20 protein-coding genes and 2 pseudogenes are annotated in these 24,391 nt (G+C 62.4%); 11 read left to right on the top strand and 11 right to left on the bottom strand.

Annotation, left to right across the window (positions count from 1 at the left end; all coding sequences use genetic code 11):
- The first annotated feature begins 38 nt into the window (after positions 1 to 38).
- A complete protein-coding gene (locus MAIT1_RS11655) occupies positions 39 to 1,448 on the top strand; it encodes a M16 family metallopeptidase (protein WP_085442437.1) in 1,410 nt (469 codons plus the stop codon).
- A complete protein-coding gene (locus tag MAIT1_RS11660; protein ID WP_085442438.1) occupies positions 1,445 to 2,839 on the top strand; it encodes a M16 family metallopeptidase in 1,395 nt (464 codons plus the stop codon). Before MAIT1_RS11655 ends, MAIT1_RS11660 begins: the two co-directional genes overlap by 4 nt.
- 420 nt (positions 2,840 to 3,259) lie before the next feature.
- On the opposite strand, the gene MAIT1_RS11665 is transcribed toward MAIT1_RS11660, so the two are convergent.
- From MAIT1_RS11665 to MAIT1_RS11675, 3 genes are all read right to left on the bottom strand, one after another.
- Complete coding sequence (locus tag MAIT1_RS11665; protein ID WP_414673641.1) at positions 3,260 to 4,642, bottom strand: glycoside hydrolase 100 family protein; 1,383 nt, start codon at positions 4,640 to 4,642, stop codon at positions 3,260 to 3,262.
- 196 nt (positions 4,643 to 4,838) lie between these two features.
- The gene (locus tag MAIT1_RS11670) at positions 4,839 to 5,366 is read right to left on the bottom strand and encodes a TlpA disulfide reductase family protein (RefSeq protein WP_085442440.1); all 528 of its coding nucleotides are present in this window, start codon (positions 5,364 to 5,366) and stop codon (positions 4,839 to 4,841) included.
- A gap of 53 nt (positions 5,367 to 5,419) precedes the next feature.
- Positions 5,420 to 6,016 carry a NapC/NirT family cytochrome c gene (locus MAIT1_RS11675; protein WP_085442441.1) on the bottom strand — a complete coding sequence of 199 codons (597 nt, stop codon included), beginning with the start codon at positions 6,014 to 6,016 and terminating at the stop codon, positions 5,420 to 5,422.
- A gap of 430 nt (positions 6,017 to 6,446) precedes the next feature.
- On the opposite strand from MAIT1_RS11675, the gene MAIT1_RS11680 reads away from it, so the two are divergent.
- Positions 6,447 to 8,282 carry a GNAT family N-acetyltransferase gene (locus MAIT1_RS11680; protein ID WP_085442581.1) on the top strand — a complete coding sequence of 612 codons (1,836 nt, stop codon included), beginning with the start codon at positions 6,447 to 6,449 and terminating at the stop codon, positions 8,280 to 8,282.
- An 83-nt stretch (positions 8,283 to 8,365) separates the two neighbouring features.
- Entirely contained in the window at positions 8,366 to 10,570 is a 2,205-nt protein-coding gene (locus tag MAIT1_RS11685) for a CHASE2 domain-containing protein (protein ID WP_085442442.1), read from the top strand.
- A 95-nt stretch (positions 10,571 to 10,665) separates the two neighbouring features.
- Here the strand turns inward: MAIT1_RS11685 and MAIT1_RS11690 are convergent.
- Positions 10,666 to 11,600 (bottom strand): annotated as a pseudogene (locus tag MAIT1_RS11690) (exopolyphosphatase).
- A gap of 117 nt (positions 11,601 to 11,717) precedes the next feature.
- Positions 11,718 to 11,981: a hypothetical protein gene (locus MAIT1_RS21540; RefSeq protein WP_143814801.1), complete on the bottom strand. Its 264-nt coding sequence runs from the start codon at positions 11,979 to 11,981 to the stop codon at positions 11,718 to 11,720.
- 101 nt (positions 11,982 to 12,082) lie between these two features.
- On the opposite strand from MAIT1_RS21540, the gene MAIT1_RS11695 reads away from it, so the two are divergent.
- The 3 genes from MAIT1_RS11695 to MAIT1_RS11705 all read left to right on the top strand — a co-directional run bounded on the left by MAIT1_RS11695 (position 12,083) and on the right by MAIT1_RS11705 (position 15,765).
- Entirely contained in the window at positions 12,083 to 12,763 is a 681-nt protein-coding gene (locus tag MAIT1_RS11695; RefSeq protein WP_085442443.1) for an adenylate kinase, read from the top strand.
- Between the two features lie 218 nt (positions 12,764 to 12,981).
- Positions 12,982 to 15,027: a sodium-translocating pyrophosphatase gene (locus MAIT1_RS11700; RefSeq protein ID WP_085442444.1), complete on the top strand. Its 2,046-nt coding sequence runs from the start codon at positions 12,982 to 12,984 to the stop codon at positions 15,025 to 15,027.
- Between the two features lie 360 nt (positions 15,028 to 15,387).
- A complete protein-coding gene (locus MAIT1_RS11705) occupies positions 15,388 to 15,765 on the top strand; it encodes a hypothetical protein (RefSeq protein WP_085442445.1) in 378 nt (125 codons plus the stop codon).
- Between the two features lie 408 nt (positions 15,766 to 16,173).
- Here the strand turns inward: MAIT1_RS11705 and MAIT1_RS11710 are convergent, their stop codons facing one another.
- Positions 16,174 to 16,980 carry an ABC transporter permease gene (locus MAIT1_RS11710; protein ID WP_241893463.1) on the bottom strand — a complete coding sequence of 269 codons (807 nt, stop codon included), beginning with the start codon at positions 16,978 to 16,980 and terminating at the stop codon, positions 16,174 to 16,176.
- Complete coding sequence (locus MAIT1_RS11715; RefSeq protein ID WP_085442446.1) at positions 16,977 to 17,618, bottom strand: ABC transporter ATP-binding protein; 642 nt, start codon at positions 17,616 to 17,618, stop codon at positions 16,977 to 16,979. Before MAIT1_RS11715 ends, MAIT1_RS11710 begins: the two co-directional genes overlap by 4 nt.
- Positions 17,619 to 17,742: 124 nt before the next feature.
- Here MAIT1_RS11715 and cysM point away from each other — a divergent pair, with 124 nt between their 5' ends.
- Positions 17,743 to 18,636, top strand: a complete 894-nt coding sequence (cysM, locus tag MAIT1_RS11720) for a cysteine synthase CysM (RefSeq protein ID WP_085442447.1) — start codon at positions 17,743 to 17,745, stop codon at positions 18,634 to 18,636.
- Positions 18,637 to 18,695: 59 nt separating this feature from the next.
- On the opposite strand, the gene MAIT1_RS11725 is transcribed toward cysM, so the two are convergent.
- A complete protein-coding gene (locus MAIT1_RS11725; RefSeq protein WP_085442448.1) occupies positions 18,696 to 19,511 on the bottom strand; it encodes a ParA family protein in 816 nt (271 codons plus the stop codon).
- Positions 19,512 to 19,680: 169 nt separating this feature from the next.
- Here MAIT1_RS11725 and MAIT1_RS22665 point away from each other — a divergent pair.
- Both MAIT1_RS22665 and truA read left to right on the top strand, forming a co-directional pair.
- Positions 19,681 to 19,929 (top strand): annotated as a pseudogene (locus tag MAIT1_RS22665) (RnfH family protein); the annotation flags it as partial.
- Positions 19,930 to 20,336: 407 nt separating this feature from the next.
- Positions 20,337 to 21,047, top strand: coding sequence for a tRNA pseudouridine(38-40) synthase TruA (gene truA, locus MAIT1_RS11735; RefSeq protein WP_085442450.1), 711 nt, complete (start codon positions 20,337 to 20,339; stop codon positions 21,045 to 21,047).
- A 494-nt stretch (positions 21,048 to 21,541) separates the two neighbouring features.
- On the opposite strand, the gene MAIT1_RS11740 is transcribed toward truA, so the two are convergent.
- The gene (locus tag MAIT1_RS11740; RefSeq protein WP_085442451.1) at positions 21,542 to 21,745 is read right to left on the bottom strand and encodes a heavy-metal-associated domain-containing protein; all 204 of its coding nucleotides are present in this window, start codon (positions 21,743 to 21,745) and stop codon (positions 21,542 to 21,544) included.
- 374 nt (positions 21,746 to 22,119) lie between these two features.
- Between MAIT1_RS11740 and MAIT1_RS11745 the strand changes: the two genes are divergently transcribed.
- The gene (locus MAIT1_RS11745) at positions 22,120 to 22,926 is read left to right on the top strand and encodes an undecaprenyl-diphosphate phosphatase (RefSeq protein WP_085442452.1); all 807 of its coding nucleotides are present in this window, start codon (positions 22,120 to 22,122) and stop codon (positions 22,924 to 22,926) included.
- A 269-nt stretch (positions 22,927 to 23,195) separates the two neighbouring features.
- On the opposite strand, the gene MAIT1_RS11750 is transcribed toward MAIT1_RS11745, so the two are convergent.
- Together MAIT1_RS11750 and MAIT1_RS11755 are read right to left on the bottom strand one after the other, a co-directional pair.
- On the bottom strand, positions 23,196 to 23,789 hold the full coding sequence (locus tag MAIT1_RS11750) for a TMEM165/GDT1 family protein (RefSeq protein ID WP_085442453.1): 594 nt from the start codon (positions 23,787 to 23,789) through the stop codon (positions 23,196 to 23,198).
- A gap of 28 nt (positions 23,790 to 23,817) precedes the next feature.
- Positions 23,818 to 24,357 carry a hypothetical protein gene (locus MAIT1_RS11755; protein WP_085442454.1) on the bottom strand — a complete coding sequence of 180 codons (540 nt, stop codon included), beginning with the start codon at positions 24,355 to 24,357 and terminating at the stop codon, positions 23,818 to 23,820.
- Positions 24,358 to 24,391 lie beyond the last annotated feature (34 nt).

Here is a 24,391-nt window from a genome sequence, read left to right on the forward strand (position 1 = left end):
TGGCGTAAGGCGGCGCGCATGATGATGGAGCATCGATCATGTTTTGGCGTCTTGACGGAATGAACAGCCGCGCCGCTGCCGGTTTGGCGGCGCTGTTGTGTCTGTTTTTCGCGCCCCGCGCGCAAGCGGGCGCGCTGGATGCGCGGGAGTTCACCCTCGACAATGGCCTGCGCGCCATCGTCGTGCGCGAGAGCAAGGCCCCGGTGGTGGTGACCCAGGTGTGGTACCGCACCGGCGGCGCCGATGAGATCCCCGGCAAAAGCGGGGTGGCGCACATGCTCGAACACATGATGTTCCAGGGCACCCCCACCGTGCCCCCGGGCGAGTTCAGCAAGATCATCTCCCGCCATGGCGGCGACGACAACGCCGCCACCTCCTACGACTACACCGAATACCACGTCAAAATCGCCGCCGACCAACTGGAGTTGGCGCTCAAGCTGGAAGCCGATCGCATGCGCCATCTGCTGCTGCGCGAAGACGACTTCAAAACCGAGAATCTGGTGGTGCGGGAGGAGCGGCGCTCGCGCACCGACTCTGATCCCGATCAGCGCATGATGGAGCAGTTCCGCATCCAGCGTCTGGCGGGCCACCCCTATGGGCGTCCGGTGATCGGGTGGATGCGGGATATCGAGGCGATGACCGCAACGGATATGCGCCAGTGGTACCAGCGCTACTATGCCCCCAATAACGCCATTCTGGTGGTGGTCGGGGATGTGGAGTTTGATCAGGCCGAAGCGTTGATCCGTAAGGATTTCGGCGCGCTCAAGCCGGACCCCAATCCACCCCGGCGCGACTGGGCCAAGCAGCGCGCGGCGCTCAAGCCGGTGCGCGTGACCCTGCGCGATCCTCAGGCCAAGGCGCCGATGTGGATGGCCGCCGCCACCGCGCCCACCCTGAGCGATGCGGCGCAGCGCGATGATGTGTTCGCCCTGGATGTGTTGGTGACCCTGTTGGGCGATGGCGGCTCCAGCCGTCTGTACCGCTCTCTGGTGCTGGAGAAGGGGATGGCCATCAGCGTCGGCGCCAGCTTCAGCGGTCTCAATCTGGGGCCGGGGGAGATCACCCTGTATGGTCTGCCCCGCGAAGGAACCAGCATCGACGCCCTGGCGGACGCAATTCTGGATCAGGCCAAGGGGCTGGCCACCGCTCCCATCGCTGCGCGCGAGATTCAGGCGGCCAAGAACCGCCTGCTGGCCGACCATGTGTATGGCCAGGATTCGATCCATCAGACCGCCTGGATGATCGGCCGCATGACCATCTCCGGCATCCCCTGGCGTCTGGGGTTGGAGCAGTACCCCGAGCGCATTCGCGCGGTCACCGAGGCGGATTTGCGCCGGGTGGCCAAACGCTACTTCAACCCCGAGAGCATGGCCATGGGGACCTTCCTGCCCGCAGCGCAGAAACCGCAAGCGCAGGTGCGCAGCGCCGCTGAGGAGTTCCCCGGATGAGCGCCTGGGCGATGCAACTCCTGCGGGTTTTCAGCCTGCTGTTGGCGCTGTTCCTGACCGGCGCGTTGCGCGGCGGCGCGGCGATTGCGGCGGATAAACCGATCTTCTTTACCGCCGAGTCGGGTCTGCGGGTGGTGCTGATTCACAGTCAGTCCGCGCCCATGATTCAGGCGCGCCTGCTGATTGAAGGGGGCTCGGCGCGGGATCCGGCGGGCAAGGAGGGGCTGGCCTATCTGACCGCCTGGTTGGCCAATGAGGGCGCCGGGGAGCGCAGTTCGGCGCAGTTCCATGAGGCGCTGGGTTTCTACGGCATGAGCCTGCATGGGGATGCGGGGGTGGATCATCTGACCCTCTCGCTGAAAACCCTGAGCGAACACGCTGAGGTGGGCTTCGCCCTGCTGGCCGATGCGGCGCTGCGCCCGCGCTATGAGCCCGACGCCATCAAGCGGGCGGTGGATGACCGTCTGGATAGCTGGAAACGCTCCCGCAACGACCCGTCGCAACTGGCGGCGGAGACGTTTGCGCGTCAACTCTACCCGCAGCACCCCTATGGACGACTGGAGGAGGGCTCTCCGCAGTCGATTCTGCGCATCACCCGGGAAGATCTGCTGGCGCGCCAGCAGCAGGCGATTCGCGCGCCGGGCATGGTGCTGGCGGTGGCCGGGGATATCGATGAAGCGACGCTGCGCGCTTTGGTGGCGAAATACTTTGCCGATCTGCCGCGCGAGCCGGGGCCGTTCCAGCAGCCCATGACGCTGGCGCAACCGCCTGCGGAGGCGGCCACGCTGTTCTTCTCCAAACAGAATCCGCAGACCGCCATCAAAATGGGCTGGGTGGGCATCAATCGCCGCGATCCCGATTATTTTCCACTGTTTGTGCTCAATCACATTCTGGGCGGCGGCGGCTTCGGCAGCCGTTTGACCGAGGAGGTGCGCGAAAAGCGCGGTTTGACCTACGGCGTCTCCTCCTACTTTATCCCCTACGAGGGGTTGGGGCCGCTGGTGATCACCCTGCGCACCCAGAACGCCACCGCCATTGAGGCGCTGGACGTCATCGATGATGAGTTGGCGAAGATCCGCAATAAAGGGGTGACGGCCACCGAACTCAAAGAGGCCAAGCAGTATCTGGTGGGCTCGTTCCCGCTGCGTCTGGACAGCCTGGGCGCGCTGGCGGGAATCTGGGGGGTGATTGAACTCTACCATCGCGGCCACGACTATCTGGATACGTGGACCGATAAGATCGAAGCGGTGACGCTGGCCGACGTACAGCGCACCGCGCAGCGGCTATTCGACCTGGGCAAGCGGCAGACGGTGCTGGTGGGGGGCGTGGGGCCCAAAGGCGCCAAGGCGCAGCCGATTCCGCCAACGCCGGACCCCACTAAACATCATTGAATCAGAGGGCCGCAACAGACGCACGCGCAGGGCGTGCGTCTGTTGCGGCGTCCTGGCGGGAGTTTGAGGGCGACGCTCTCAATATCTTGAATCGCTCAGGCTTTGCGCCCACCATCACGTCAGCGCAGAGCCTGTTGTTTTACCCAGACGAATTCAGAATCGCCATTTATTTATATACTCGCTATAATCCAGAATTGAACATGCACGTAAACCTTTTACGCGCACCAAGCCAACTAACGGGGGTCCAGGGGAATCATTCCCCTGGTGGGTCCAGGGCAAAGCCCTGGCGGGTCAAGGGCGGAGCCCTTGTGGGGTCTGGGGCGAAGCCCCAGTCTCTTGACTCATCGAGCGCAGTGTCCAGTTTTCAATTCGAGCAAGTATATGAAATTGCACGATATGCATGCCGTTGGCGTCGTGCGTTCACACATTCAGGCAGAAGGGGATGCGGCGCTCCTCCACCAACATCTTGTGGGACAGAATGGCGGCGGCGGCGCTCCATACCTGATTGAAATTGGAGCGGCGCCCAATCAAACGCCCGGTCTTGCCGTCGTAATACTCCGGCCAGCCATCCCGCTGCAGACGGCGGCAGGCCAGCGAGAAGGCGCTCCAGGCCAAGTCTTCGCGGCCCCCCTCCAGGGCGGCGGCCACCAACGGCCATAACAGCACCGGCCAGTTGCCGCCGTTGTGGTAGCTCCAGGCCACGTTCTTGGGGTCGCTGCCGGTGATCAGCTCCCACGCCAGCCCATCCACCGCCGGATAGACGATTTTGGCCGGCGAGACCCCCACCAGATCGCTCCAGCGTTTTTCATACAGATTGAGAATATCGCGGGTCTGATCCTGGGTGCTGACGCCGAACAGAATCGCCAACAGGTTGCCTTGGGCGAAATAGCGGAAATCCATGCGCCCGGGGCCCAGATTGCCGACAAAGTAACCGCAGTAGTCGGGAAGCCAATCCTCCACCCAGTCGGGGATGGAGGCGGGGTAGATGTTGAGCATGTTGACGCTGCCCGAGCCCAGCTCCTCGGTGGGGTAGCGGTGGATCTCGTTCAAGCGGCGCACGTCGAGCCAGAAGAAGATGCGCAGGTAGGTGAGCAGGGCGCTGCGGCGCTGATGCGCCACCAGCAGCACCTCGGCGGTGTGGCTGGTGCGCGCCAGATACTTCTCCGCCGAGCAGAGCATGCCGTAGAACAGCGTCTGGATCTCCAGCGGATGGCCATCCACTCCCATGCGGCGGTCGATCATGAAGGAGCCGTCGGGCGCCAGCAGGGTGGGGGCCACCTCAAAGGTGGTGTTGAGGCTCAAATGCAGAATGTGCTGCAGCGCGCCCTGAATGCTGGGGCGCTGGGTGAAGCCGTGGTCGTGGGTGTACTGCACGTAGAGATCCAGCAGGATCGCCCACCACATCATGGAGTCCACCGGGGCCACACGGCCAATGGCGCGGTCGCCGTAGTCGGGGCTGAGGCTCTCGGCGCCCGCTTCGTCAATGCGCACCGAGAAGCTGGCGGGCATCACGCCCGGGGTGATCTCGTGGCCTTTGAACTGCTTCTCCCGCGCTGACAGGCGCGCCACCGTATGCAGGAAGTTGCGCACCACCTCGCTCTTGCCATCCATCAGCAGGATAAGGGCGACGGGGAAGAAGTCGCGAATGAAGCACTCGGTGTAGTTGGCCGCCGCAACGTGGTCGGTCACCGCCGCCGTGCAGCCCACTGCTTTGCCCTGATAATAGATCAGCGAATCCTCAATCAGGGCGTAAGCCTGCTCCACCACCTCTTCGATTTGGGCGTCAGAGGGTTTGTGGGCCAGAAACGGATTCTGCGAAATCGCAGCGTTGGCGGGTGCGTCCATGGGGGTCTCGTGACGAACGGAGCGTTCTGCGCGTGGGACAAGCGTGGCGCAAGGGTGACATCTGAACGAATTTTATATCAGTTTTGCCGCAGCAAGCCCAATAAAAACCCAAAATATGGGTGGAGAATGTTGCGGGTTGCGGTTCTGCGCAGCGCTACTCCGTGGGTAGCCAGGGCTCCAGTTGCTTGGCCAGGGCGGCGTCGGATTCGCTCTCGCCCAGCAGCATGTGGACGACGGCGCCCTCCTCGTCGATGACGTAGAGGGTGGGGGCGACAAACGGCTTCCAGCGTTTGAGAGTGGCGCCGTCAGGATCCCAGCCGATGGGGAAGCGAAGGTGAAACTGGTCCACCAGCGATTGCGCGCTGATGCGTGCGATGGGGGCGGCCTCGCCCATGTTGATGGCCATTACGCGCACCGTGTCCGACCCATGATGATCGGCGATGGCCTGCAGGCGCGGCAACTCCGCCAGGCACGGCCCGCAGCCGCCGAGCCAGAACGCCAGCAGGGTCACGCGCCCTTTCTGCTCGGCGAGGGTGACGCGGCGATCATCCAACGTCTGCATCACTGCCTCGGGGGCGGGCTGACCCAGGGTCGGTTTATCCGTCGGGGCATCGCCGCTGCAGCCGCCCAGCAGCAGGGCCGTGATTAGGATCCGCAGGGCGTTGTTCATCTGTTTCAACATGGGGCGGCTCGTTAGGGGTCGGGGTGTGGCGGAAGCTGGCGCAGGGCGAAAAGTCACGGCTTTTCGGGCTCCTCGGGCTCCTCGGGCTCTTCGTGGGCGATGCCCTTATGGCAATCGATACAGGTTTCGCCCTCTTCCATGGCGCGGCGGTGGCGGCGGCTGGCCAGACGATCCTGCTCGGCAAACAGCATGGCGTCCCACGCATGGCAGTGGCGACATTCGGCGGAGTCGCGGCGCTTCATTTTGTCCCACACGCGGTTGGCCATGACCCAGCGCTTGGCTTCGAACTTCTCGCGGCTGTCGATGGAGCCGAGTATCTCGTGGTAGACGTCCTTGGCGGCCAGCACCTTGGCGGTGAGTTTGTCCACCCAGCCGTCAAAATCCTTGTCGTGGGGAACATGACAATCGGAACATTCGGCGCGCGCCCCCGAAGGATTGCGATAGTGGGGCGACTGCTTGTACTCGGCGTAAGGGAAGGTCATGGAGTGGCAGGAGACGCAAAACGGCAGCGCATTGGTGCGCGCCATGCCCCACTGCAATAGGCCAAAGGCGATGAACCCCACCACCGCGCCCACTCCCAGCAGAATCCCCATGGGGGTGGCGGCGCTGGGTCTGCGCAGGAATCGCCAAATGGATCTCAATCCCCCCATGGATGCTCTCCTCATTCCAGCGCTTGGCGGGCCGACGCCTGGCGGGCGTGTGGCGCACTTGAAGATTGTGTGAATCCTCTGACAACGCTTTCACTGGGATTTCACCGCGACGCCGCAGGATCGTTGAGCGGGATTCTCCACCGCGCACAGCGTCCGAGGCATACTTTAGCCCAACGGGAGAATGATAACAATTTGATAACGCGTAGAAGTCGGTCTGTGCGCTGCAGCAGGGAAAAGGCGGGATCTGTTCGCGGCTGTATTAGGATTATCGAACATTCATAAAATTAATGGCTTATCTGTCGGAAAATCATGTCGCAAGGCCGCTTGACGCAGCGCTTTTCCCGGTCAAGAATCGCACCCATTCGCACAGGCGGAATTTCCCCGCCATCAGCGCCGCTCACGGAGGTTTTCGGTGAAACTCTACGATTCGATGGACAAGAAGGCCTGGAAGCAGTACGTCAAGTCAGGCGACCGGATCTTCTTTGGCTCCAACGCCGCCGTTCCGCTGGAGTTGATCAAACGCTTCCTGCCCTATGTGGATCAGTTTCATGATCTGCAGGCCACCCACCTGCTGACCTTGGGCGAAACCCCCTGGGTGGAGCCGCAGTACGAGCCCCATCTGAAGGTCAACGCGCTGTTTCTGGGGCGCGGCCCGCGCGAGGCGGTGTGCAGCGGCCATGCGGACTACACACCGTGCTTCCTGTCGGAGATTCCGTCGCTGTTCTACGATGGCGTGCTGCCCATCGACGTGGCGTTTGTGATGGTCTCGCCGCCCGACCCCTATGGCTACTGCTCGCTGGGGGTGGGGGTGGACATCGCCGTGGCGGCGGTGCGCACGGCGGATTTCGTGATTGCGCAGATCAACCCCAACATGCCGCGCACCTTCGGCCAGAGCTTCATTCATGTGAATGAGATCGACGCGGCCATGGAGATCGAGGCGCCGGTGCCGCAGTTGATGCCGGCGGTGATGGATGACGTCACCCAGCGAATCGGCCGCTACGTCTCGCTGCTGATCAATGACGGCGCCTGCCTGCAGATGGGCATTGGCAAAATCCCCGACGCGGTGCTGGCCAACCTGACCAAGCACAACGACCTGGGCATCCACACCGAGATGTTCAGCGACGGCGTCATTGACCTGTTCATGAACGGCAATATCAACAACAGCCGCAAGAGCGTGCACCGGGGCAAGATCGTCACCTCCTTCGCCATGGGCTCGCAGAAGCTGTATGACTTCGTACACGAGAACCCCCATGTGGAGTTCCACCCCTCCGAGTATGTGAACAATCCGGCGGTGATCCGCAAGAACGACCACCACGTCTCCATCAACAGCGCCATTGAGGTGGATCTCACCGGTCAGGTGGTGTCGGACTCGGTGGGCACGCGCTTCTACAGCGGCATCGGCGGCCAGGTGGACTTCATTCGCGGCGCCTCGCTCTCCCGCGGCGGGCGCCCCATCATTGCGCTGCCCTCCACCGCCATGAATGGCGCGGTGTCCAAAATCGTGCCGTTCATCACCGAGGGCTCCGGCGTGGTGACCTCGCGCGGGGACGTGCATTACGTGGTGACCGAATACGGCATCGCCACCCTGCGCGGCAAGAGCGTGCGCGAGCGCGCCCTGGAGTTGATTCAGGTGGCCCACCCGGACTTCCGCGACTGGCTCCTTGAGCGCGTGCGCGAACACTTCTATGTGCCCCACTATCAGGATGAGCAGCCTAGCAAAATCAAGGATATGGGCGATCTGGATATGGTGCGCCTGAACGTCAAGGGCAACAAGGACTACTTCCTGCGTCCGCTGCGCCCCGCCGACGAGCGCCTGATCCAGGAGTTCTTCTACTCCCACACGCCGGAGACGCTACAGCAGCGCTATCGCTACACGCCGGAACAACTCTCCCGCGAGAAGGCCCACGCCCTGGTGAGCGTGGACCAGTCGCGCGATCCGGCGTTGTGCGTGGTCACGCGCAGCGGCCCCAACGAAATCATCCAGGCGGTGGGACGCTACTACTATCTGGAGGAGGATCAGTCCGGCGAGGTCGCCTTCGTTACCCACGAGACCAAGCGCGGGCAGGGGCTGGGCGGCATTCTGCTGGAGCATCTGAAAGAGATTGCGCAGAAGCGCGGCTTGAAAAAGCTGGTTGCTTATGTGCGCTCGGACAACGCGCCTATGCTGCATGTGTTGGAAAAAAGCGGTTTTAAAGCCAAGCGCACCGAGGATCCCATGGAGGTGACGCTGACCTGCAAATTCAAGGATTCCGGCGCATCGGAGTGAGTCTGCGATATGGGAATGGTTGTTCCCAGGAGTAATTTGCGCTTCAATGTGCGCACGGAATTCCTGCGTGCGGAGGGGCGTTGATGCAAAGTAATAAGGGTGGCGGACGTCGGGGCAAGAGCGGTCTGTGGGACCAACTTGTCAAATATATGCACCTGTGGCTCTCCCTGGCGGTGATGCTGGGAGCCATCTATGTGGAAGCGGTGGATCCGGCGTTCCGCGCCACCTTGCGCAATGTCTCCTTCGATATGTTCCAGCGCTGGAAGCCGCGGGAGTATCAAACCGACCTGCCGGTGCGCATCGTCGATGTGGATGAGGCGAGTCTGGCTCAGTTGGGGCAGTGGCCCTGGCCGCGCACCCTGGTGGCCAAGTTGGTGGATCAACTCAATGAGCGCTACGGCGCCGCCTCCATTGTGTTCGACTTCGTGTTCGCCGAGAAGGATCGCACCTCGCCGGACATCATCGCCAACACTTGGAACGCCCCCAAGGCGTTGCGCGATCAACTGAAAACCCTGCCCAACCATGATGAGGCGCTGGCCCAGGCGTTCGGCCGCGCGCCGGTGGTGGCGGGCTTCACCATGCTCGACGACACCACCACCGACACCCCGCGTTCGCGCGCCAATATCGTCTTCCAAGGGCCGCCGCCGACCGACCATCTGCGGGTCTATCCCGGCGCGGTGCGCAATCTGGAGATCTTTGAGAAGAGCGCCACCGGTGTGGGTGTGTTCTCCTTCTCCCCGGACCACGATGGCGTGATCCGCCATGTGCCGGTGATGACCAAGATTGGCAAGACCCTATTCCCCTCCTTGGCGATTGAAGGGTTGCGCGTGGCCCTGGGCGCGCCCTATCTGATGGTGCAGACCATGGCGGGCGACGCCGATGTGGCGCAGACCGGCTCCATTGAAGGGTTGATCTTCCCCAACACCACCTTTGCCGTGCCCACCGATGGCAACGGCGAGATCTGGCTGCACCACACCAAGCCCACCAAACAGCGTTATGTCTCCGCCGCCAAAGTGCTGGATGGAACCGCCGACCCCACCAAGCTGACGGGACACATCGTATTTATCGGCACCTCGGCCAAAGGGTTGCTGGATCTGCGTTATGGCCCCTTCGGCATCATCCCCGGGGTGGAGGTGCATGCGCAGATCGCCGAGCAGGTGCTCTCCGGCGCCTATCTGGAGCGTCCGGCGTGGATCAACGGCGCGGTGGTGATCTTCCTCATCGTCATGTGGGTGGTGCTGGTGGTGCTGCTGCGCGGGCTCAACGCCGTGGCTTCGGCCATGGTGGGGGTCGTCGCCGCTGGCGCGGCGTGGTATGGCGCGTGGTATGCCTTCTCCCAGGGCGCGGTGCTGGTGGACCCGCTGTTCCCCACTCTGGCGGTGCTGCTCATGTTCGCCGCCTACATCGGCCCCAAATATCTGCAATCCGAGCGCGAGCAGAAGTGGATTCAGGACGCCTTCTCCGCCTATGTGTCGCCCAACCTGGTGAAGCATCTGGTGGAGCACCCCGACCTGCTGCAGATCGGCGGCGAGGAGCGGGTGTGCAGCTTTGTGATGACCGACCTGGCCGGCTTTACCACCCTGATGGAGAAGAACGACGCCAAGGAGATGGTGGATCTGCTCAACGTCTACCTGGATGAGATGGTCAAGATCGCCTTCGCCCATGACGGCACCCTGGACCGCATCGTCGGCGATGCGGTGGCGATCATCTTCTCCGCGCCGGTGGAGCAGGAGGATCACGCCAAACGCGCCATCGCTTGCGCCCTGGAGATGGACGTGTTCGGGCGCAAATTCTCCGCTGAGCAGCAGGCGTTGGGGGTCAACTTCGGCAAAACCCGCATCGGCGTCAACACCGGCGTGGTGATGGTGGGCAACTTCGGCGGCGAGACCATGTTTGATTATCGCGCCCTGGGCGACCCCATCAACACCGCCGCGCGTCTGGAGAGCGTCAACAAGCATTTGGGCACCAACATGTGTGTGGCCCACTCCACGGTGGAGCTGTGCGGCGACGATTTTGTGGGGCGTCCGGTGGCCGGATTGGTGCTCAAGGGTAAGTCCGAAGCGATCTACGCCTACGAGCCCATGAGCGCCGAGACCCTGGCCAGCGAGCGCGTGCAGCGCTATATGGCCGCCTATCAACTGCTCAAACAGGGTGATGAGAAGGGCCGCGCCAGCATCAATGAACTGGCCGAACTCTACCCGGATGATCCGGTGATTCAACTGCACAAAAAGCGTCTGTCTGCGCCGGAAGCTCCCTGCAGCGATGTCATCGTTATGAGCGAGAAGTAAGCGCCGCACAGAGGCTCTGACGCGACACCCAATAAAAAAAACGCCCCGAGCGCAGGCTCAGGGCGTTTTTTTATTGGGGCTTGAGATGCGCCGGATCAGCCGTCGGCGGTGATGCGGGCGATCAACTCTTTTTCACCTTGTGGGCGTCGAACACGTCCACCTGACAGGTGCCCGCCGCTTCGTGGCCGCCGCCGCCGAACTGCAAGCAGAGTTCGCCGACGTTGGTTTTGGAGGAGCGGTCGAAGATCGATTTGCCGATGGCGAACTCGATGTTCTGACGATCCTTGCCCCAGTGGATGTGCATGGAGATGTTGCACTGTGGGAACAGCGCATAGACCATGAAGCGGTTGCCTGCGTAGAGCACCTCTTCATTGCGGAAGTCCAGCACGATGAGGTTGTCGTGCACTTCGCCGCGGGCCTGGATCTGGGTCTTGAAGTAGTACTCCTGTTCGAAGTAGAGATCGACCCGCTCCTTGACGTGGGGCAGGGCCAATACCTCCTCCACGCTGTGATTGCGGCAGTAGTCGATCAACTCCATCATCAGATCATAATTGGAGACGGTGAACTCCTTGAAGCGACCCAGGCCGGTGCGCGGGTCCATGATGAAGTTCATCAACGCCCAGCCGGTGGGCTCGAAGATCTCCTCATCGGTGAACTGGGCGGTGTCCGCCTGGTCCACCGCCGCCATCAACTCCGGGTCCACATTGTGGAAGGTCTCGGCGCCGCCGTAGTAGTCGTACACAACCCGCGAGGCCGACGGCGCATCGGCCACCAGAATGTGATTCTCCGGCCGATTCTCCATACGCACCGCTTCACTGTGGTGGTGGTCGAACGCCAGATGCACGCCGGGCACGTAGGGGAGGTTGGTGGTGATATCGCGGTCGGAGACCGGAATCTTGCCATCCTGCATATCCTTGGGGTGAACAAAGAGAATGTCATCAATGAGCTCTTTTTCACGCAGCAGCATGGCGCAGACCAGGCCATCGAAGTCGCTGCGCGTAATCAGACGATATTTGGACTGCTCACCCATCAGGAACCCCCGCAAATCGTTCTTAAGAAAGAGTGTTCTGGCGCCATAGGCCTTCATGATGCGCACGATCCCATGGGATCGAAAAAACGCGCGCATCGTGTTGAATACAATTCGCAATCAATTCATACCACAGTTGGCCGGGGCCATGTCAGGTTTTCCTGTAGAAAAATCATCGTTCAGCGATTTTTGCAGTGGGCGGCGCAGGCCGCATGTCGGCATCCTGTTTGAGGCGCTCTTCACGAAGAGGGATGGCGCGGCTCCGTCTTGGGCGCGTCGTGCTGTCGATATACAGAATTCGCACAAATGCGCATAAACGCCCTCTTGCGTTGCCAAAAATTCTTCTTTCTTTGGTAAATCGAGACTATAGCCAATTCCATGCATGACGATCTCGCTTTGTGACGCCGCCAAAGTGTGAGATTATTCAATTGCGCTATCTAACAATAAAAAATACTTGTGGCGGCTTGTACGAAAGGCAAACAGCCATGCGGATCATACTGTTAGGTCCTCCCGGCGCAGGCAAGGGAACGCAGGCGCGTCTGGTTTGCGAGCGTTTTGGACTCGCCCATCTCTCCACCGGCGACATGCTGCGTGAGGTGGTTAAATCGGAGTCTCCGGAGGGGGCGGAGATCAAACGCGCCATGGTCACCGGGCAACTGGTGGATGACGCCATGATCACGCGGATTGTGGCGCAACGCACCGGCAAGGAGGATTGTGAGAAAGGTTACCTGCTCGACGGCTATCCGCGCACTGTGGCGCAGGCGAAGATGCTCGACGCCATGCTGCGCGAGCGTGATCAGCAGGTGGATTACGTGGTCGCCATCGCGGTGCCGGATCGCTCCCTGGTGCGGCGCATCGTCGGACGCAGCACGTGCACGCTGTGTGGCGAGGGGTATCACGACGAGTTCAAGCCGAGCCATTTTGCGGATCGGTGTGAAAAGTGCGGCGGTCCGCTCAAGCGGCGCGCCGATGATAATGAACACACGGTCAAGCAACGCATTGTCGTCTATCATCAGGAGACCGAACCGCTCATTGAGTACTACCGCCGCCAGGGCGTGTTTCATACCGTCAACGGGGATCAGGATCTGGCTCGCGTATCGCGCGATTTGTGCTTGACGCTGGGGTGCGGACGCGCGCGCGCCTCCACCACGGAGACGGCGGCGTAAATCAGTATTTTTGAGCGCTTTTTGGCTTGATTTGAGGGGAAAAAGCAGGCTTCAATACAGACATCGTTCCATCATCGTTGAGGGCGCATTGCGCGGCGATTCGCCGACGGAAATTCCGTCGCGTTGCGCGCGCAGTGCTTTTGGAGAGCCGGGGAGGGGTCTTCGGCGTGTGCCGTGCGTCCCAAGAGCGGGCGACCGGTTGCGATAGGGAGATGGGGATGGTCAGTTACAGTGGGTTTGCGCTTTTCCTCTCGTTGGCATGCGGCGTAGCCGCTGTGGTCTGGGCGTTTCGTGAACGAAGTTGGATTTTGGGCTTGAGCGCGGGCAATGCGCGCATGCAGCAGATCGCCGGTGCGGTGGAAGAGGGCGCGCGCGCCTATATGAAGCGGCAGTATCAGACCATAGCCTATGTGGGGCTGGCGCTGTGTCTGGTGATTCTGGTGACCTTGGATATTCCCACGGCGATTGGCTTTGCTGTGGGCGCGATCCTTTCAGGTTTGGCCGGATTTTTCGGCATGAGCATCTCGGTCAAAGCCAATGTGCGCACCGCCGAGGCGGCCCGAAACGGCATTGATAGCGCCTTGCAGGTGGCCTTCAAGGGCGGCGCCATCACCGGCATGTTGGTGGTGGGGTTGGGCCTTCTCGGCGTAGCGGGGATGGTGGCGGTGCTGCTGTCGTCGTTCCCGGGGCTGGAGACCAATGTGGTGCTGCGGCCCTTGGTGGGGCTGGCCTTTGGCGGCTCGCTGATCTCCATCTTTGCGCGTCTGGGCGGCGGCATCTTCACCAAGGGCGCCGATGTGGGCGCCGATCTGGTGGGCAAGGTGGAGGCGGGCATTCCTGAGGATGACCCGCGCAATCCGGCGGTGATCGCCGACAATGTGGGCGACAATGTGGGCGACTGCGCCGGCATGGCCGCCGACCTGTTCGAAACCTATGCGGTGACGGTGGTGGCGGCGGTGCTGCTGGCGTCGTTGGAGATGGCCGGTTTCGGCAACGCGCTGATCTACCCATTGGCGCTGGGCGGGGCCTCCATTCTCTCCTCCATCATCGGCATCGGTTTTGTGCACGCCCAGCCCGGCGAAACCAACGTCATGGGCGCGCTCTACAAAGGTCTCAAATGGGCGGCGCTAGTCTCGGCCATGCTGTTCTTCCCCATCACCTGGTGGTTGATGTCGGACAATCCTCTGGGCATCGGCGTGGGCGCGCTTTACGTCTCCGCGCTTATCGGCATCGCCCTGACCGCCGCCCTGGTCTACATCACCGAGTACTACACCGGCACCGAATATGGGCCGGTGCGCATCATCGCCAAGGCTTCGGAGACCGGTCACGCCACCAACATCATCGCTGGTCTGGCCATCTCCATGCAGTCCACGGCGGCCACGGTGATCTCCGTGTGTCTGGCCATTGCCCTCTCCTACGCCTTCGCCGGGCTCTATGGGGTCTCCATCGCGGCGGTGGCCATGCTCTCCATGACCGGCATCATCGTTGCGCTGGACGCCTACGGCCCCATCACCGATAACGCTGGCGGCATCGCGGAGATGGCCGAGCTGCCTGCTGAAATCCGCAATATCACCGATCCGCTGGACGCGGTAGGCAACACCACCAAGGCGGTGACCAAGGGGTATGCCATCGGTTCGGCGGGGTTGGCGTCGCTGGTGCTGTTCGCTGATTTCACCCACGAGGTGCAGCATGTGCTGGGCGAGCCGTTGAGCTTTGACCTGTCAGAACATGAGGTGATCATCGGTCTGTTCCTGGGCGGCATGTTGCCCTATCTGTTCGCCGCCATGAGCATGGAGTCGGTGGGCCGCGCCGCCGGGGCGGTGGTGGAGGAGGTGCGGCGGCAGTTCCGCGAGATCCCCGGCATTCTGGAGGGAACCGGCAAGCCGCAGTATGACCGCGCAGTGGATCTGCTCACTGTGGCGGCGATTCGTGAAATGATCATGCCGTCGCTGTTGCCCATTGGCGCGCCGCTGCTGATTGGTTTCGCGTTGGGGCCGGTGGCGCTGGGCGGCATGTTGATGGGGGTGATCGTCACTGGCATTTTCGTGGCGGTCTCCATGACGGTGGGCGGCGGCGCTTGGGACAACGCCAAGAAGTACATTGAGGATGGTAATCATGGCGGCAAGGGTTCCGAGGCGCACAAAGCGTCGGTGACTGGCGACACCGTGGGCGACCCCTATAAGGACACCGCTGGACCGGCGGTCAATCCGATGATCAAGATCGTCAATATCGTCGCGTTGATGATTGTGGCCCTGATCTTGTAAGTCTTGTGTGGGACGCAGCCAGAGGATAAAAAAGCCCCGGCGCACTGGCCGGGGCTTTTTTTTTGCGCCAAGCTTCGGGCATACTGGGCATATCCCCATGCGAAACCAAATCTGCACAGAGCGTGAAATGTTTGCATGATGTAGGTCGGCTTGCGCTGACTATTGGCCGTCGACTGGTCGGCGGCGGGGTCTGGGGTCCGCGCCCCCAGCGCCACAGGCGAAGCCGTATCAACAATCAATGGGCGGAGCCCACGGTTTGGTCTTTGGGAGCTCGAGGGCGGAGCCCTCGATATCTTCCAGCGCCCAAATGTTCACTTTTGAATGCTCGTGGCTCTATAAACTCAGGGATGGGTTAATCACATGTTCAAGCGCAGTTGGGACAATACCCGGCGCATACTGGCCGTGTTGCTGGCTCTGGTGGCCAGCGGCATGTTCTGGTGGGGAGACTACCTGCCGGGGGCGTTCCTGGCCGGGGTGTCGCTGGTGATGATCCGTCCGGATCTGGCCCGCGTGGGACGGCTGTTTCAGAATCTCTTCTGGGGCGCGCTGTTGGGGCTGGGGGTGGTGCTGCTGCTCACCGGCGGTTGGCTCTATGTGGCGGGCGTGGCGGCGGTGGCGGTCTACGCCTTCTTCAAAATCTGGGGCGTGCCCGGCGCAGGGGTCTATAAGAAAGTCCGCAATTTCCGACTCTTTCCCGCTAAAAAAAAGCGATTGAAACTGTCTGAGGCTTGGGGCTGAGTTGCTGGGTTTGCGCTCTTTCCCAATGTTCTGACGCTTTTCCTCTCTGACGCTCTGTTTTTCTGACTCTTTCCCGCACACATTGGCGCCCTGTTCCGGTCTGCGGCCTACGGCATTCGCCGTCCTGCGGACGACGGCGCCGTGCGCCTGCTCACCGCCGTTTCCCCGTTTGCCTCCGTGCTGGCTTGGTGGGCTTTACTTCTCTTGATGCTGGGTTCCGGCTCGGCGTTTTTGCATGGGGAAACGGCATAAAGATGAAAGATATTGGGGCGCTGCCCCAAACCCCGCCAGGGCGCCGCCCTGGACCCGCCAGGAGGCCAGCCTCCTGGGCCTCATGGACCACACGCTTTTGCGCTCCGCCCGCTCACTGCTTCCATCGGCCCGCCATCTTGCCGCCCGTTCCTTTGCCTACTTGGGCGCGTGCAGGCGCTCCAGCCGCAGTCGGCTGCGGTTGTCGAACAGTCTGCGCGCCCCCAGCCCCACCGCCGCAAACGCGCCAAATCCCACCCCCGCCGCAATCATGAACATGATCAGAATCTGATAACGCACCGCCGTCATCGGGTCCGCCCCACCCAAAATCTGGCCGGTCATCATGCCCGGCAACGTCACCAAACCCGCCGCCGACAAAGTATTGAGAATAGGGATCATGGCGCTGCGCACCGCCTCCCGGCGCATAGGCAGAATCGCCGCGCGCCAATCCATGCCCAGGCACAAACGCGCTTCGATCTCCGCCCGGCGCCGCCACGCCTCTTCAGTGATGCGCGACAGCCCCAGGGCGACGCCGTTCATGGTGTTGCCCAGCATCATCCCCAACAGCGGAATGGCGATCTGTGGCGTGTGCCACGGGTCGGCGCGCACGATCACGATCAGCGCCAACACCGTGATCGCCACCGAGGAGAGGAACATGGAGACCAAGCCTACGCCGTAGCCCCAAATGCCGCGCAGACGCCGCTTCTGCCGCGCTGACGCCTCGCGTCCGGCGATGAGCAGCATGATGGAGCCCATCAGCGCCACCCAGCCCGGATGGGTCTGAGCAAACAGCGTCTGCAACACCAGACCGATCAGACTCAGTTGAACCACCGTGCGGGTGGAGGCGATGAGTACTCGTGACCCCAATTGTAGATTCTGCAGCCAGGAGAATCCCGCCAATGCGACCACCAGCAGCGCCGCAATGGCCAGATCCGGCCAGCCCACCAGTTGCGTTGGATCGTTCACAGCGTCACCTCCTCAACCTGCTTCTCTTTGGTGATGCGCAGCATACGCTTGGCCACCCGTTTGGCCTGGGCCTCATGGTGCGTGACCCAGATGGCGGGCAAATCATCCTCTTCAATGCGCGCCAGCAGCAGCTTCTCCACCTGCTCGGTGGTCTCCGGGTCGAGGTTGGCGGTGGGCTCGTCCAACAGCAGCGCGCCAGGCGACCCAGCCAACAGACGCAATAGCGAAAGACGCTGCTTCTCGCCGCTGGAGAGGCGATCCACGCGCCACTCCAGGCACTCTTCTGAGAGTTTGAGCGCCTGTAGCCACCCCTTCAGGGCTGTCGCATCCAGATTCTCCGGCAAGTGCGCGCCCACGGTGTCGTCCCACCATGCTGATTCGGCCGGCAGGTAGCCCACCTGCCGCCGCCACAGATGGGCGGCGATGCCCTGCTGGGCGTCGGCGTGCAGATGAATATCGCCATCGTGAGGGTCGAGATCGGCGATGGCGCGCAGCAGCAGGCTCTTGCCGCTGCCGGAAGGGCCCATCACCGCCAGAGTCTCTCCTGGGGCTACGGCGAAGGCATAGTTCAGGCCCGTGGCCACGGTCAGACTGACCACGCGCAGACCGCGCTCTTTTAACGCTACTTCACTGTTCATTGAATTTTCCAAGACGTCTGTTCAATGGAAATGAGGAGGGTTTCTACAAAAAACAGGTGGCCGACAACTTCCAGCCGGGGTATCCTGCGCCTTTATTTGGATTGTGCGCTCAAGGAGCATGTTGATGGCAAAGCTGGAGTTTCTGGTTGGCAACACCCCGTTGGCGGATTTGGACAAACTGGGTAAGCCGTTCCCTCATGTGCGCCTGCTGGCCAAACTGGAGGGCAACAACCCTGCCGGATCCGTCAAGGATCGCGCCGCCCTGAGCATGTTTCAAGGCGCCATCCGCCGCGGCGAACTGACCCCAGGCACGCGCATTATCGAAGCCACCAGCGGCAACACCGGCATCGCCCTGGCCATGATCGCCGCGCGCCTGGGCTACCCTATGACGCTGATCATGCCCGAGAGCATGACCATCGAGCGCCGCGCCTCCATGTCCGCTTACGGCGCCGAGATCGTGCTCACCCCCGAAGGGCAGAGCATGGAGGGCTCCATCGATCTGTGTCGGCAGATGGTGGCCGAAGGGCGCGGCATCAACTTCGACCAGTTCTCCAACCCGGATAACTGGCGCGCCCACTTCCATGGCACCGGCCCGGAGATCTGGCGCGACACCGAAGGCGAGGTGACCCACTTCGTCAGCGCCATGGGCACCACCGGCACCATTATGGGCACATCCCGCGCGCTCAAGGCGTTCAATCCCAAGATTCGCGTGGTGGGGGTGCACCCGGAAGAGGGGGCCAAAATCGCTGGCATTCGCCGTTGGCCGGAAGCCTACCTGCCCAAGATCTACGAACGGGAGTGGGTGGATGAGATCCTCTCGGTGGGCGACGCCGAAGCCAATGAGGTCACCCGACGTCTGGCCAAAGAGGAGGGCGTGTTTTGCGGTCAGTCCGCAGGCGGCGCGGTGGCGGCGGCGTTGAAGCTGGCGGCCACCATTCCCGCTGATCAACAGGCCACCATCGTGGTGATCCTGCCCGATCGCGGCGACCGCTACCTCTCCACCGATCTGTTCCGCTGAGTTCTTAGCGAACGCTGTATAGCGCACAGCCCGGGGATTCCGCGGGCTGTGCGCTTCGCTCACTTCTTCTTTTTTTTCTTGCTCTCATCGATGCGGAAGCGACGGAACTTGCCGCGCTCATCCACACTGTCCGGATCGGTGCGGGCGAGGATGGCGCTCCACAGATTGCGGTACGCCTGCGCCTCTTCGGAGGTGGGCGCATAGGCCAGCAGCGGCGCGCGCTTCATGCCCATGGCCTCGATGAGGTTGGAGTCGGGGATGGTTGCCTTCAAGAACGCCGGGTGTTTAAGCGGCACGGTGCGGCTCACCACCTTGTGGATCGGCTTGGCGGCGCTGACCTGATTGAAGAACGGCAACACTTTGAGCTTTTCGCTGCGCTTTTGGTTGAGGAATTCGATCAACCGGTTATACGCCTTGAGCGACAGCGTGGTGGGGATCATGGGCAGGGTCAGGGCGTCGGACATGCGGAAGATGTTTTCCGCCAGCGCCGACAGGCCCGGAGGGCAGTCCAGAATCACCCGGTCGTAGGATTGCCGCAGCGGCTTGAGAATGCGCAGCAGCGCCTCCTCGCCGTGCTTGGCGTGGTGCAGGTGGATGTCCAGATTGCGATAGGAGAGGTCCGCCGGCAGCACGTCGAGGTTGGCGTAGCCGCTCATGCGCAGCAGGTCGTCCAGATCGTGTTTGCGCCGGATCAGCCCTTTGAGGCCGCCCTTGACCTTGGGGCTGACGCACATGTAGTAGCTGCTGCTGCCCTGGGGGTCGAGATCCCACAGCAGCGTGCGCGCGCCCTCCTGGGCCGAGAGCCAGGCCAGATTCACCGCTGTGGTGGTCTTGCCCACGCCTCCTTTGAGATTGTACACCGCATAGATTTTCATGCTGTTTCCATCCGACCGCCGCCGCGCCGCGCGTCGCGCCCGATGCGCGACGGCCTTGCGTCACTCGGCGCAGGCGGTTATATTCCTAAATTTGCGCGTTCAGGCATCTTGCCTTGGAACGCTTAAGTTTGACCTGAAGACGCTCTTTCAGCGAGAACGGGAGAGACCCATGCGCGTCGCCGTGACCTATGCCGAAGCCCAAAAACAGCTGCTTCTGGAGTTCGAAGTGCCCGAAGGCAGCACCTGCGAGGAGGCGATTCGCAAATCGGGCGTCCTGGACAAGTTCCCGCAGATCGATCTGGAGGTCAACAAGATAGGCGTTTATAGCAAATTGGCGCAGCTTGACCAAGTGCTGTCAGAGGGCGACCGGGTGGAGATCTACCGTCCGGCGGTGGGCAAGCCGAAGAAAAAGGAGCGCCCGGCCAAGAAGCCCGCGCCCGCCAAAGCCGCCGAAGGCGGTTCTGTGGCCGAGCAGTCCAAGGCCGATAAGATCGCCGCCATCAAGGCCAAAGCCGCCGCCGCCAAGAAGGCCAAAGAGGCCGCCGCCAATGGCGAAGCCGCCCCGGCTGCGGAAGCCGCGCCAGCGGGCGACGCCGCCGCCGATGACAAGGCCGCCAAGATCGCCGCCGTCAAGGCCAAGGTGGCCGCCGCCAAGGCCGCCAAAGCGGCTGCTGCGGCCAAGGCTGCGGAAGAGTAATTCACCGGTTACGCCGGTTGAGGGATTATCAAAGCCCGCGCATCAAGTGCGGGCTTTTCCCATTCTCACCCCCTGTTCGTTCTTACCCCTTGTTCGTTCTAACCTCCTGATTGTGATAAGGCGCGGCTGTGCCCCGATATCGATTGTTGGTGGAGTATGACGGCGCCGCCTTTCATGGTTGGCAGCGGCAGAAGGGGCAGGCGTCGGTGCAACAGGCCATCGAAGAGGCGCTGGAGCCGCTGTGCGGCGGCCCGGTGACCCTGCACGGGGCCGGGCGCACCGACGCCGGAGTCCATGCCAGCGGGCAGGTGGCCCATTTCGACTCACCGCGCGCGCGTCTGCCCGGCGCGTTTCGTCAGGCGCTCAACGTCAACACCCCCCACACTCTGACCATTCGCTCCTGCATGGCGGCGGACGACGATTTCCATAGCCGTTTTCACGCCTACTACCGCGAATACCTCTACCGCATCCATACGCGCTTTACCTATCCGGCGCTGCTGCACAATCACATCTGGCACCACCCCAAGCCGCTGGATGTGGCGGCGATGAACGCTGCAGCCGAGCATCTGCTGGGCAAGCGCGACTTCTCCGCATTCCGCGCGGCGGCGTGTCAGGCTGACGACCCGGTGAAGATTCTGTCCCTTGCTGAAGTGAGCCAGGCGGGGGAGGAGATTCATCTGCGCATTGGGGCCAACGCCTTTTTGCATCATATGGTGCGCAATATCGTTGGTTCGTTGGCGCTGGTGGGGCGCGGCGAGTGGACGTCTGAGCGATTTGCTGAGGTGTTGGCGGCGGGGGATCGCACGCAAGCGGGGCCGACGGCCCCGGCGGGGGGCTGACATTGACTCGGGTGGAGTATCCGGGCGGATTGGAGTGGGAATTGCACCATCAGCCCGTTCGCTAGACGCGCAGAGTCCATCGAAGGCAGGGAGTATGGCCGATGGTGGGAGGTGCGGGTGAAGCGCGGCAGCCGGTGGTCCAAGAGGTCCAGGAGGCTGGCCTCCTGGCGGGTCCAGGGCGGCGCCCTGGTGGGTGCAGGGCAAAGCCCTGCCGGGGTTTGGGGCGGAGCCCCAATATCTTTTATCGCCCACACATGCTGAGCAAGTTAAGAAAATTTCCAGGTGTGCGGGTCCAGGGCGGCGCCCTGGTGGGTGCAGGGCAAAGCCCTGCCGGGGTTTGGGGCGGAGCCCCAATATCTTTCATCACCCAAACATGTTGAGCAAGATGAGAGAGTTCGCTGTGTGCGGGGCCAAGGCGGCGCCCTGGTGGGGTTTGGGGCAAAGCCCCAATATCTTTCATCATCCCATCACACAGAACGCCGCGCTGGACAAGCTTACCCCTGCACCGGATACCCGGCATCGGTGATGGCTTGGGCGATGGCGTCGCGGGCGGAGTCGTCGCCCTCCACGGTGACGGTGGCGGCTTCCAGATCGATGTTCACCTCTTCCACGGCGTCGAGGGCGTCGAGGGCTTTCTCCACTGCGCCGACGCAGTGCTGGCAGCTCATGCCGGAGACTTTGAATTGCATGGCGGACATGGGTTACTCCTGCTGAATTCTGGTGGGAACAACACTATACTCAGTCGAATTCAAAATTGGACATTGGCGATTTTGAAAATGAAAGATATCGAGGGCTTTGCCCTCGAGCTCCCAAGATCAAAAGATAAACCGTGATTCGGGCCATCCATGGCCCTCACCCTTCGGGCTCGCTATCGCGAGTCCGATTCGGCAATCCTGCCGAATCGTGGGTCCGCCCACACCCGCTGGGGGCGCGGCCCCCAGACCCCGCCGCCGACTGGTCGGCGGCCAATAGTCAGCGCAAGCCGGGCCTGTGTCACGCAAACATTGAGCATTCTGAGTTTGCGTCATTCTGGTTTCAAGCGCCTATATCTGACAACAGAATAGAGGGCTGTATGGATTGGATCAATGCCGCGCTGCTGGCGCTGGTGCAGGGAGTCACCGAGTTTCTGCCCATCAGCTCCTCTGGCCATTTGATTCTGATGCCCCATGTGATGGGCTGGAAGGATCAGGGGCTGACGTTTGATATTGCGGTGAATACCGGCACGTTGGCGGCGGTGATGCTCTATTTTCGCCACGAGGTGGCGCGCATGCTGCGCGGAAGCCTGCTGATCTTCACCGCCTCCGGGCGCGCCGACCCCGATGGGCGTCTGGTGCTGCTGCTGGCCGGGGCGACCATCCCGGTGGGGGTGGCGGGCCTGCTGCTGAAGGATTGGGTGGCCACGGTGGCGCGCGATCCGCTGGTGATTGCAACCACCTCCATCGTGTTCGGACTGCTGCTGTGGTGGGCCGATCGCGCCGCCAAGCATCTACGCGGCTGGGAGAGCATCGGCTGGCGCGATGTGGCGATCATGGGCGTGGCGCAGGCCATTGCGCTGATCCCCGGCACGTCGCGTTCGGGTATCACCATGACCGCCGGGTTGGCGGTGGGGTTGACGCGGGAGGATGCGGCGCGCTTCTCCTTCCTGATGGCGATTCCGGTGGGGCTGCTGGTGGCGCTGCTGGACCTGAAGGACATCATCAGCGGCGAAGCGGGGATGATGGATCTCTCCCTGCTGGCGTTTGGCTTTGTGGTCTCGGCGGTGTGTGCGTTGGCGGTGATTCACTGGCTGTTGGGCTGGCTCAAGCGGCAGAGCATGCTGCCGTTTGTGATCTATCGCCTGGCGCTGGGCGTGGGGATCTTTGTCTGGGCGGCGGGGTGAGTTGATGTCGCTGGATTGAAATTTTTTGGTGTTGGTTTTGGAAGGTGAAAGATATCGAGGGCTTTGCCCTCGAGCTCCCAAGGGCCAAACCTTGGGGCGTTGCCCCAAACCCCATGATGGCTCTGCCCTCAACCCGGCAGGGCTCCGCCCTGCACCCGCGGGGCTCCGCCCTCGACCCGCTGGGGGCGCGGCCCCCAGACCCCGGCAAATCGCGCCAATAAATGTCGCGATTTGCCACCTTTCGCTTTCGGGCGTGAGTGTCGAGCCGTTTATGCTGGGAGGCTGTTGAAAACGCCCCAGAGGGCTCCCGCCGCCATGAGCAGGAACAGGCCTCCCGCCAATCGATGCAGCAACGCCAGCGGCAAACGCGAGAACACCGTCTTGCCCGCCACTGCGCCCAGCGCCGACGTGAATGTCAAAGCCATCGTGGCGCCCAGCCACACAGCCTCGGGCGGATGAATCCCCGCCAACGCCGCCACGCTCAGTTGCGTTTTGTCGCCCATCTCCGCCAAAAAGATCAGCAGGAACGCCGAAACCGCTACGCTGCGTCCGCTGGCGGCAATGGGCTCCTCTTCGTCATCGGATTGCGACGCTTCGCGCAGCGCCTGCACGCCAAACCACGCGAACAGGAGCGCAACGGCGGCCAATAACCAGGGGCGGGGAATCCAGTGGGAGAGGGCGGCGCCGAACAGCGCCGCCAACGCGTTGAGCAGGGCGAAGGCGGCCACCGCGCCGATAATGACCGGGCGCGCGCGACGATGCCGCGCCGCCAGCGTGAGGCAGACCAGTTGGCTTTTGTCGCCAATCTCCGCCAGCGCGATGAGCGCGAAGGCGGCGCTGGCCGGTTGCAACCAAGCGTCCAAAACTGACTCTTATACTGCGGGGTGCGCGTTAATAGCCGACCGCCACGCGGCGTTTGGTTGCCGGGTGGGATTCGCTCCAGGCGCGCTCCAGCGGCTCGCTGAGGACGGCCATGATTTCGCGCATCAGAGTGTTGGCCGACTCCACCGGCAGGCGCTCGCCGCGTTCGACGATCACCAAGCGGTCGAATTTGTCCATGGGCGCGCCTTCGCGCAGATGGAACACCCAGGCGTCGCGCCGCCAATGGCTCATGCGCGGCAGGGCGCCCTCCATCATTTCCGCGACCTGATCGGCCAGTTGCGCCTCTTCCGGCGAATTGCGTTTGTCACACGCCAGCACGTGGGCGCCGCGACGGGGGTTCCAGTAGCCGACCATCTCAATGGCGATGTGGCGATTCAACCACAGGCACAATTGGTCGATGATGGCGTTAATGGGCAGATCGCCTTGCAGAGCTTCGCGCAGAGAATCAATCGCCAGAGCGATGCGCTTGTCATCATAGGCCACATGCAGCGGGTGCAGGGGGATGGCGCTGGCGGTTTCGCGGGTTGTGTGGATCGCTTGTAAAGTCATCTCGTCCTCCAGGCTCAAACCCGTCCTTGGGAGA

Source organism: Magnetofaba australis IT-1 (assembly GCF_002109495.1).
GTDB classification, from domain to species: Bacteria; Pseudomonadota; Magnetococcia; order Magnetococcales; family Magnetococcaceae; genus Magnetofaba; species Magnetofaba australis.

What these genes read in the sequence shown, in the direction of transcription:
- MAIT1_RS11655 (WP_085442437.1), top strand. Translation starts at nt 39, where the DNA reads ATGTTTTGGCGTCTTGACGGAATGAACAGCCGCGCCGCTGCCGGTTTG.
- MAIT1_RS11660 (WP_085442438.1), top strand. Translation starts at nt 1,445, where the DNA reads ATGAGCGCCTGGGCGATGCAACTCCTGCGGGTTTTCAGCCTGCTGTTG.
- MAIT1_RS11670 (WP_085442440.1), bottom strand. Translation starts at nt 5,366, where the DNA reads ATGTTGAAACAGATGAACAACGCCCTGCGGATCCTAATCACGGCCCTG.
- MAIT1_RS11675 (WP_085442441.1), bottom strand. Translation starts at nt 6,016, where the DNA reads ATGGGGGGATTGAGATCCATTTGGCGATTCCTGCGCAGACCCAGCGCC.
- MAIT1_RS11680 (WP_085442581.1), top strand. Translation starts at nt 6,447, where the DNA reads ATGGACAAGAAGGCCTGGAAGCAGTACGTCAAGTCAGGCGACCGGATC.
- MAIT1_RS11685 (WP_085442442.1), top strand. Translation starts at nt 8,366, where the DNA reads ATGCAAAGTAATAAGGGTGGCGGACGTCGGGGCAAGAGCGGTCTGTGG.
- MAIT1_RS21540 (WP_143814801.1), bottom strand. Translation starts at nt 11,981, where the DNA reads ATGCATGGAATTGGCTATAGTCTCGATTTACCAAAGAAAGAAGAATTT.
- MAIT1_RS11695 (WP_085442443.1), top strand. Translation starts at nt 12,083, where the DNA reads ATGCGGATCATACTGTTAGGTCCTCCCGGCGCAGGCAAGGGAACGCAG.
- MAIT1_RS11700 (WP_085442444.1), top strand. Translation starts at nt 12,982, where the DNA reads ATGGTCAGTTACAGTGGGTTTGCGCTTTTCCTCTCGTTGGCATGCGGC.
- MAIT1_RS11705 (WP_085442445.1), top strand. Translation starts at nt 15,388, where the DNA reads ATGTTCAAGCGCAGTTGGGACAATACCCGGCGCATACTGGCCGTGTTG.
- MAIT1_RS11715 (WP_085442446.1), bottom strand. Translation starts at nt 17,618, where the DNA reads ATGAACAGTGAAGTAGCGTTAAAAGAGCGCGGTCTGCGCGTGGTCAGT.
- cysM (WP_085442447.1), top strand. Translation starts at nt 17,743, where the DNA reads ATGGCAAAGCTGGAGTTTCTGGTTGGCAACACCCCGTTGGCGGATTTG.
- MAIT1_RS11725 (WP_085442448.1), bottom strand. Translation starts at nt 19,511, where the DNA reads ATGAAAATCTATGCGGTGTACAATCTCAAAGGAGGCGTGGGCAAGACC.
- MAIT1_RS11740 (WP_085442451.1), bottom strand. Translation starts at nt 21,745, where the DNA reads ATGTCCGCCATGCAATTCAAAGTCTCCGGCATGAGCTGCCAGCACTGC.
- MAIT1_RS11745 (WP_085442452.1), top strand. Translation starts at nt 22,120, where the DNA reads ATGGATTGGATCAATGCCGCGCTGCTGGCGCTGGTGCAGGGAGTCACC.
- MAIT1_RS11755 (WP_085442454.1), bottom strand. Translation starts at nt 24,357, where the DNA reads ATGACTTTACAAGCGATCCACACAACCCGCGAAACCGCCAGCGCCATC.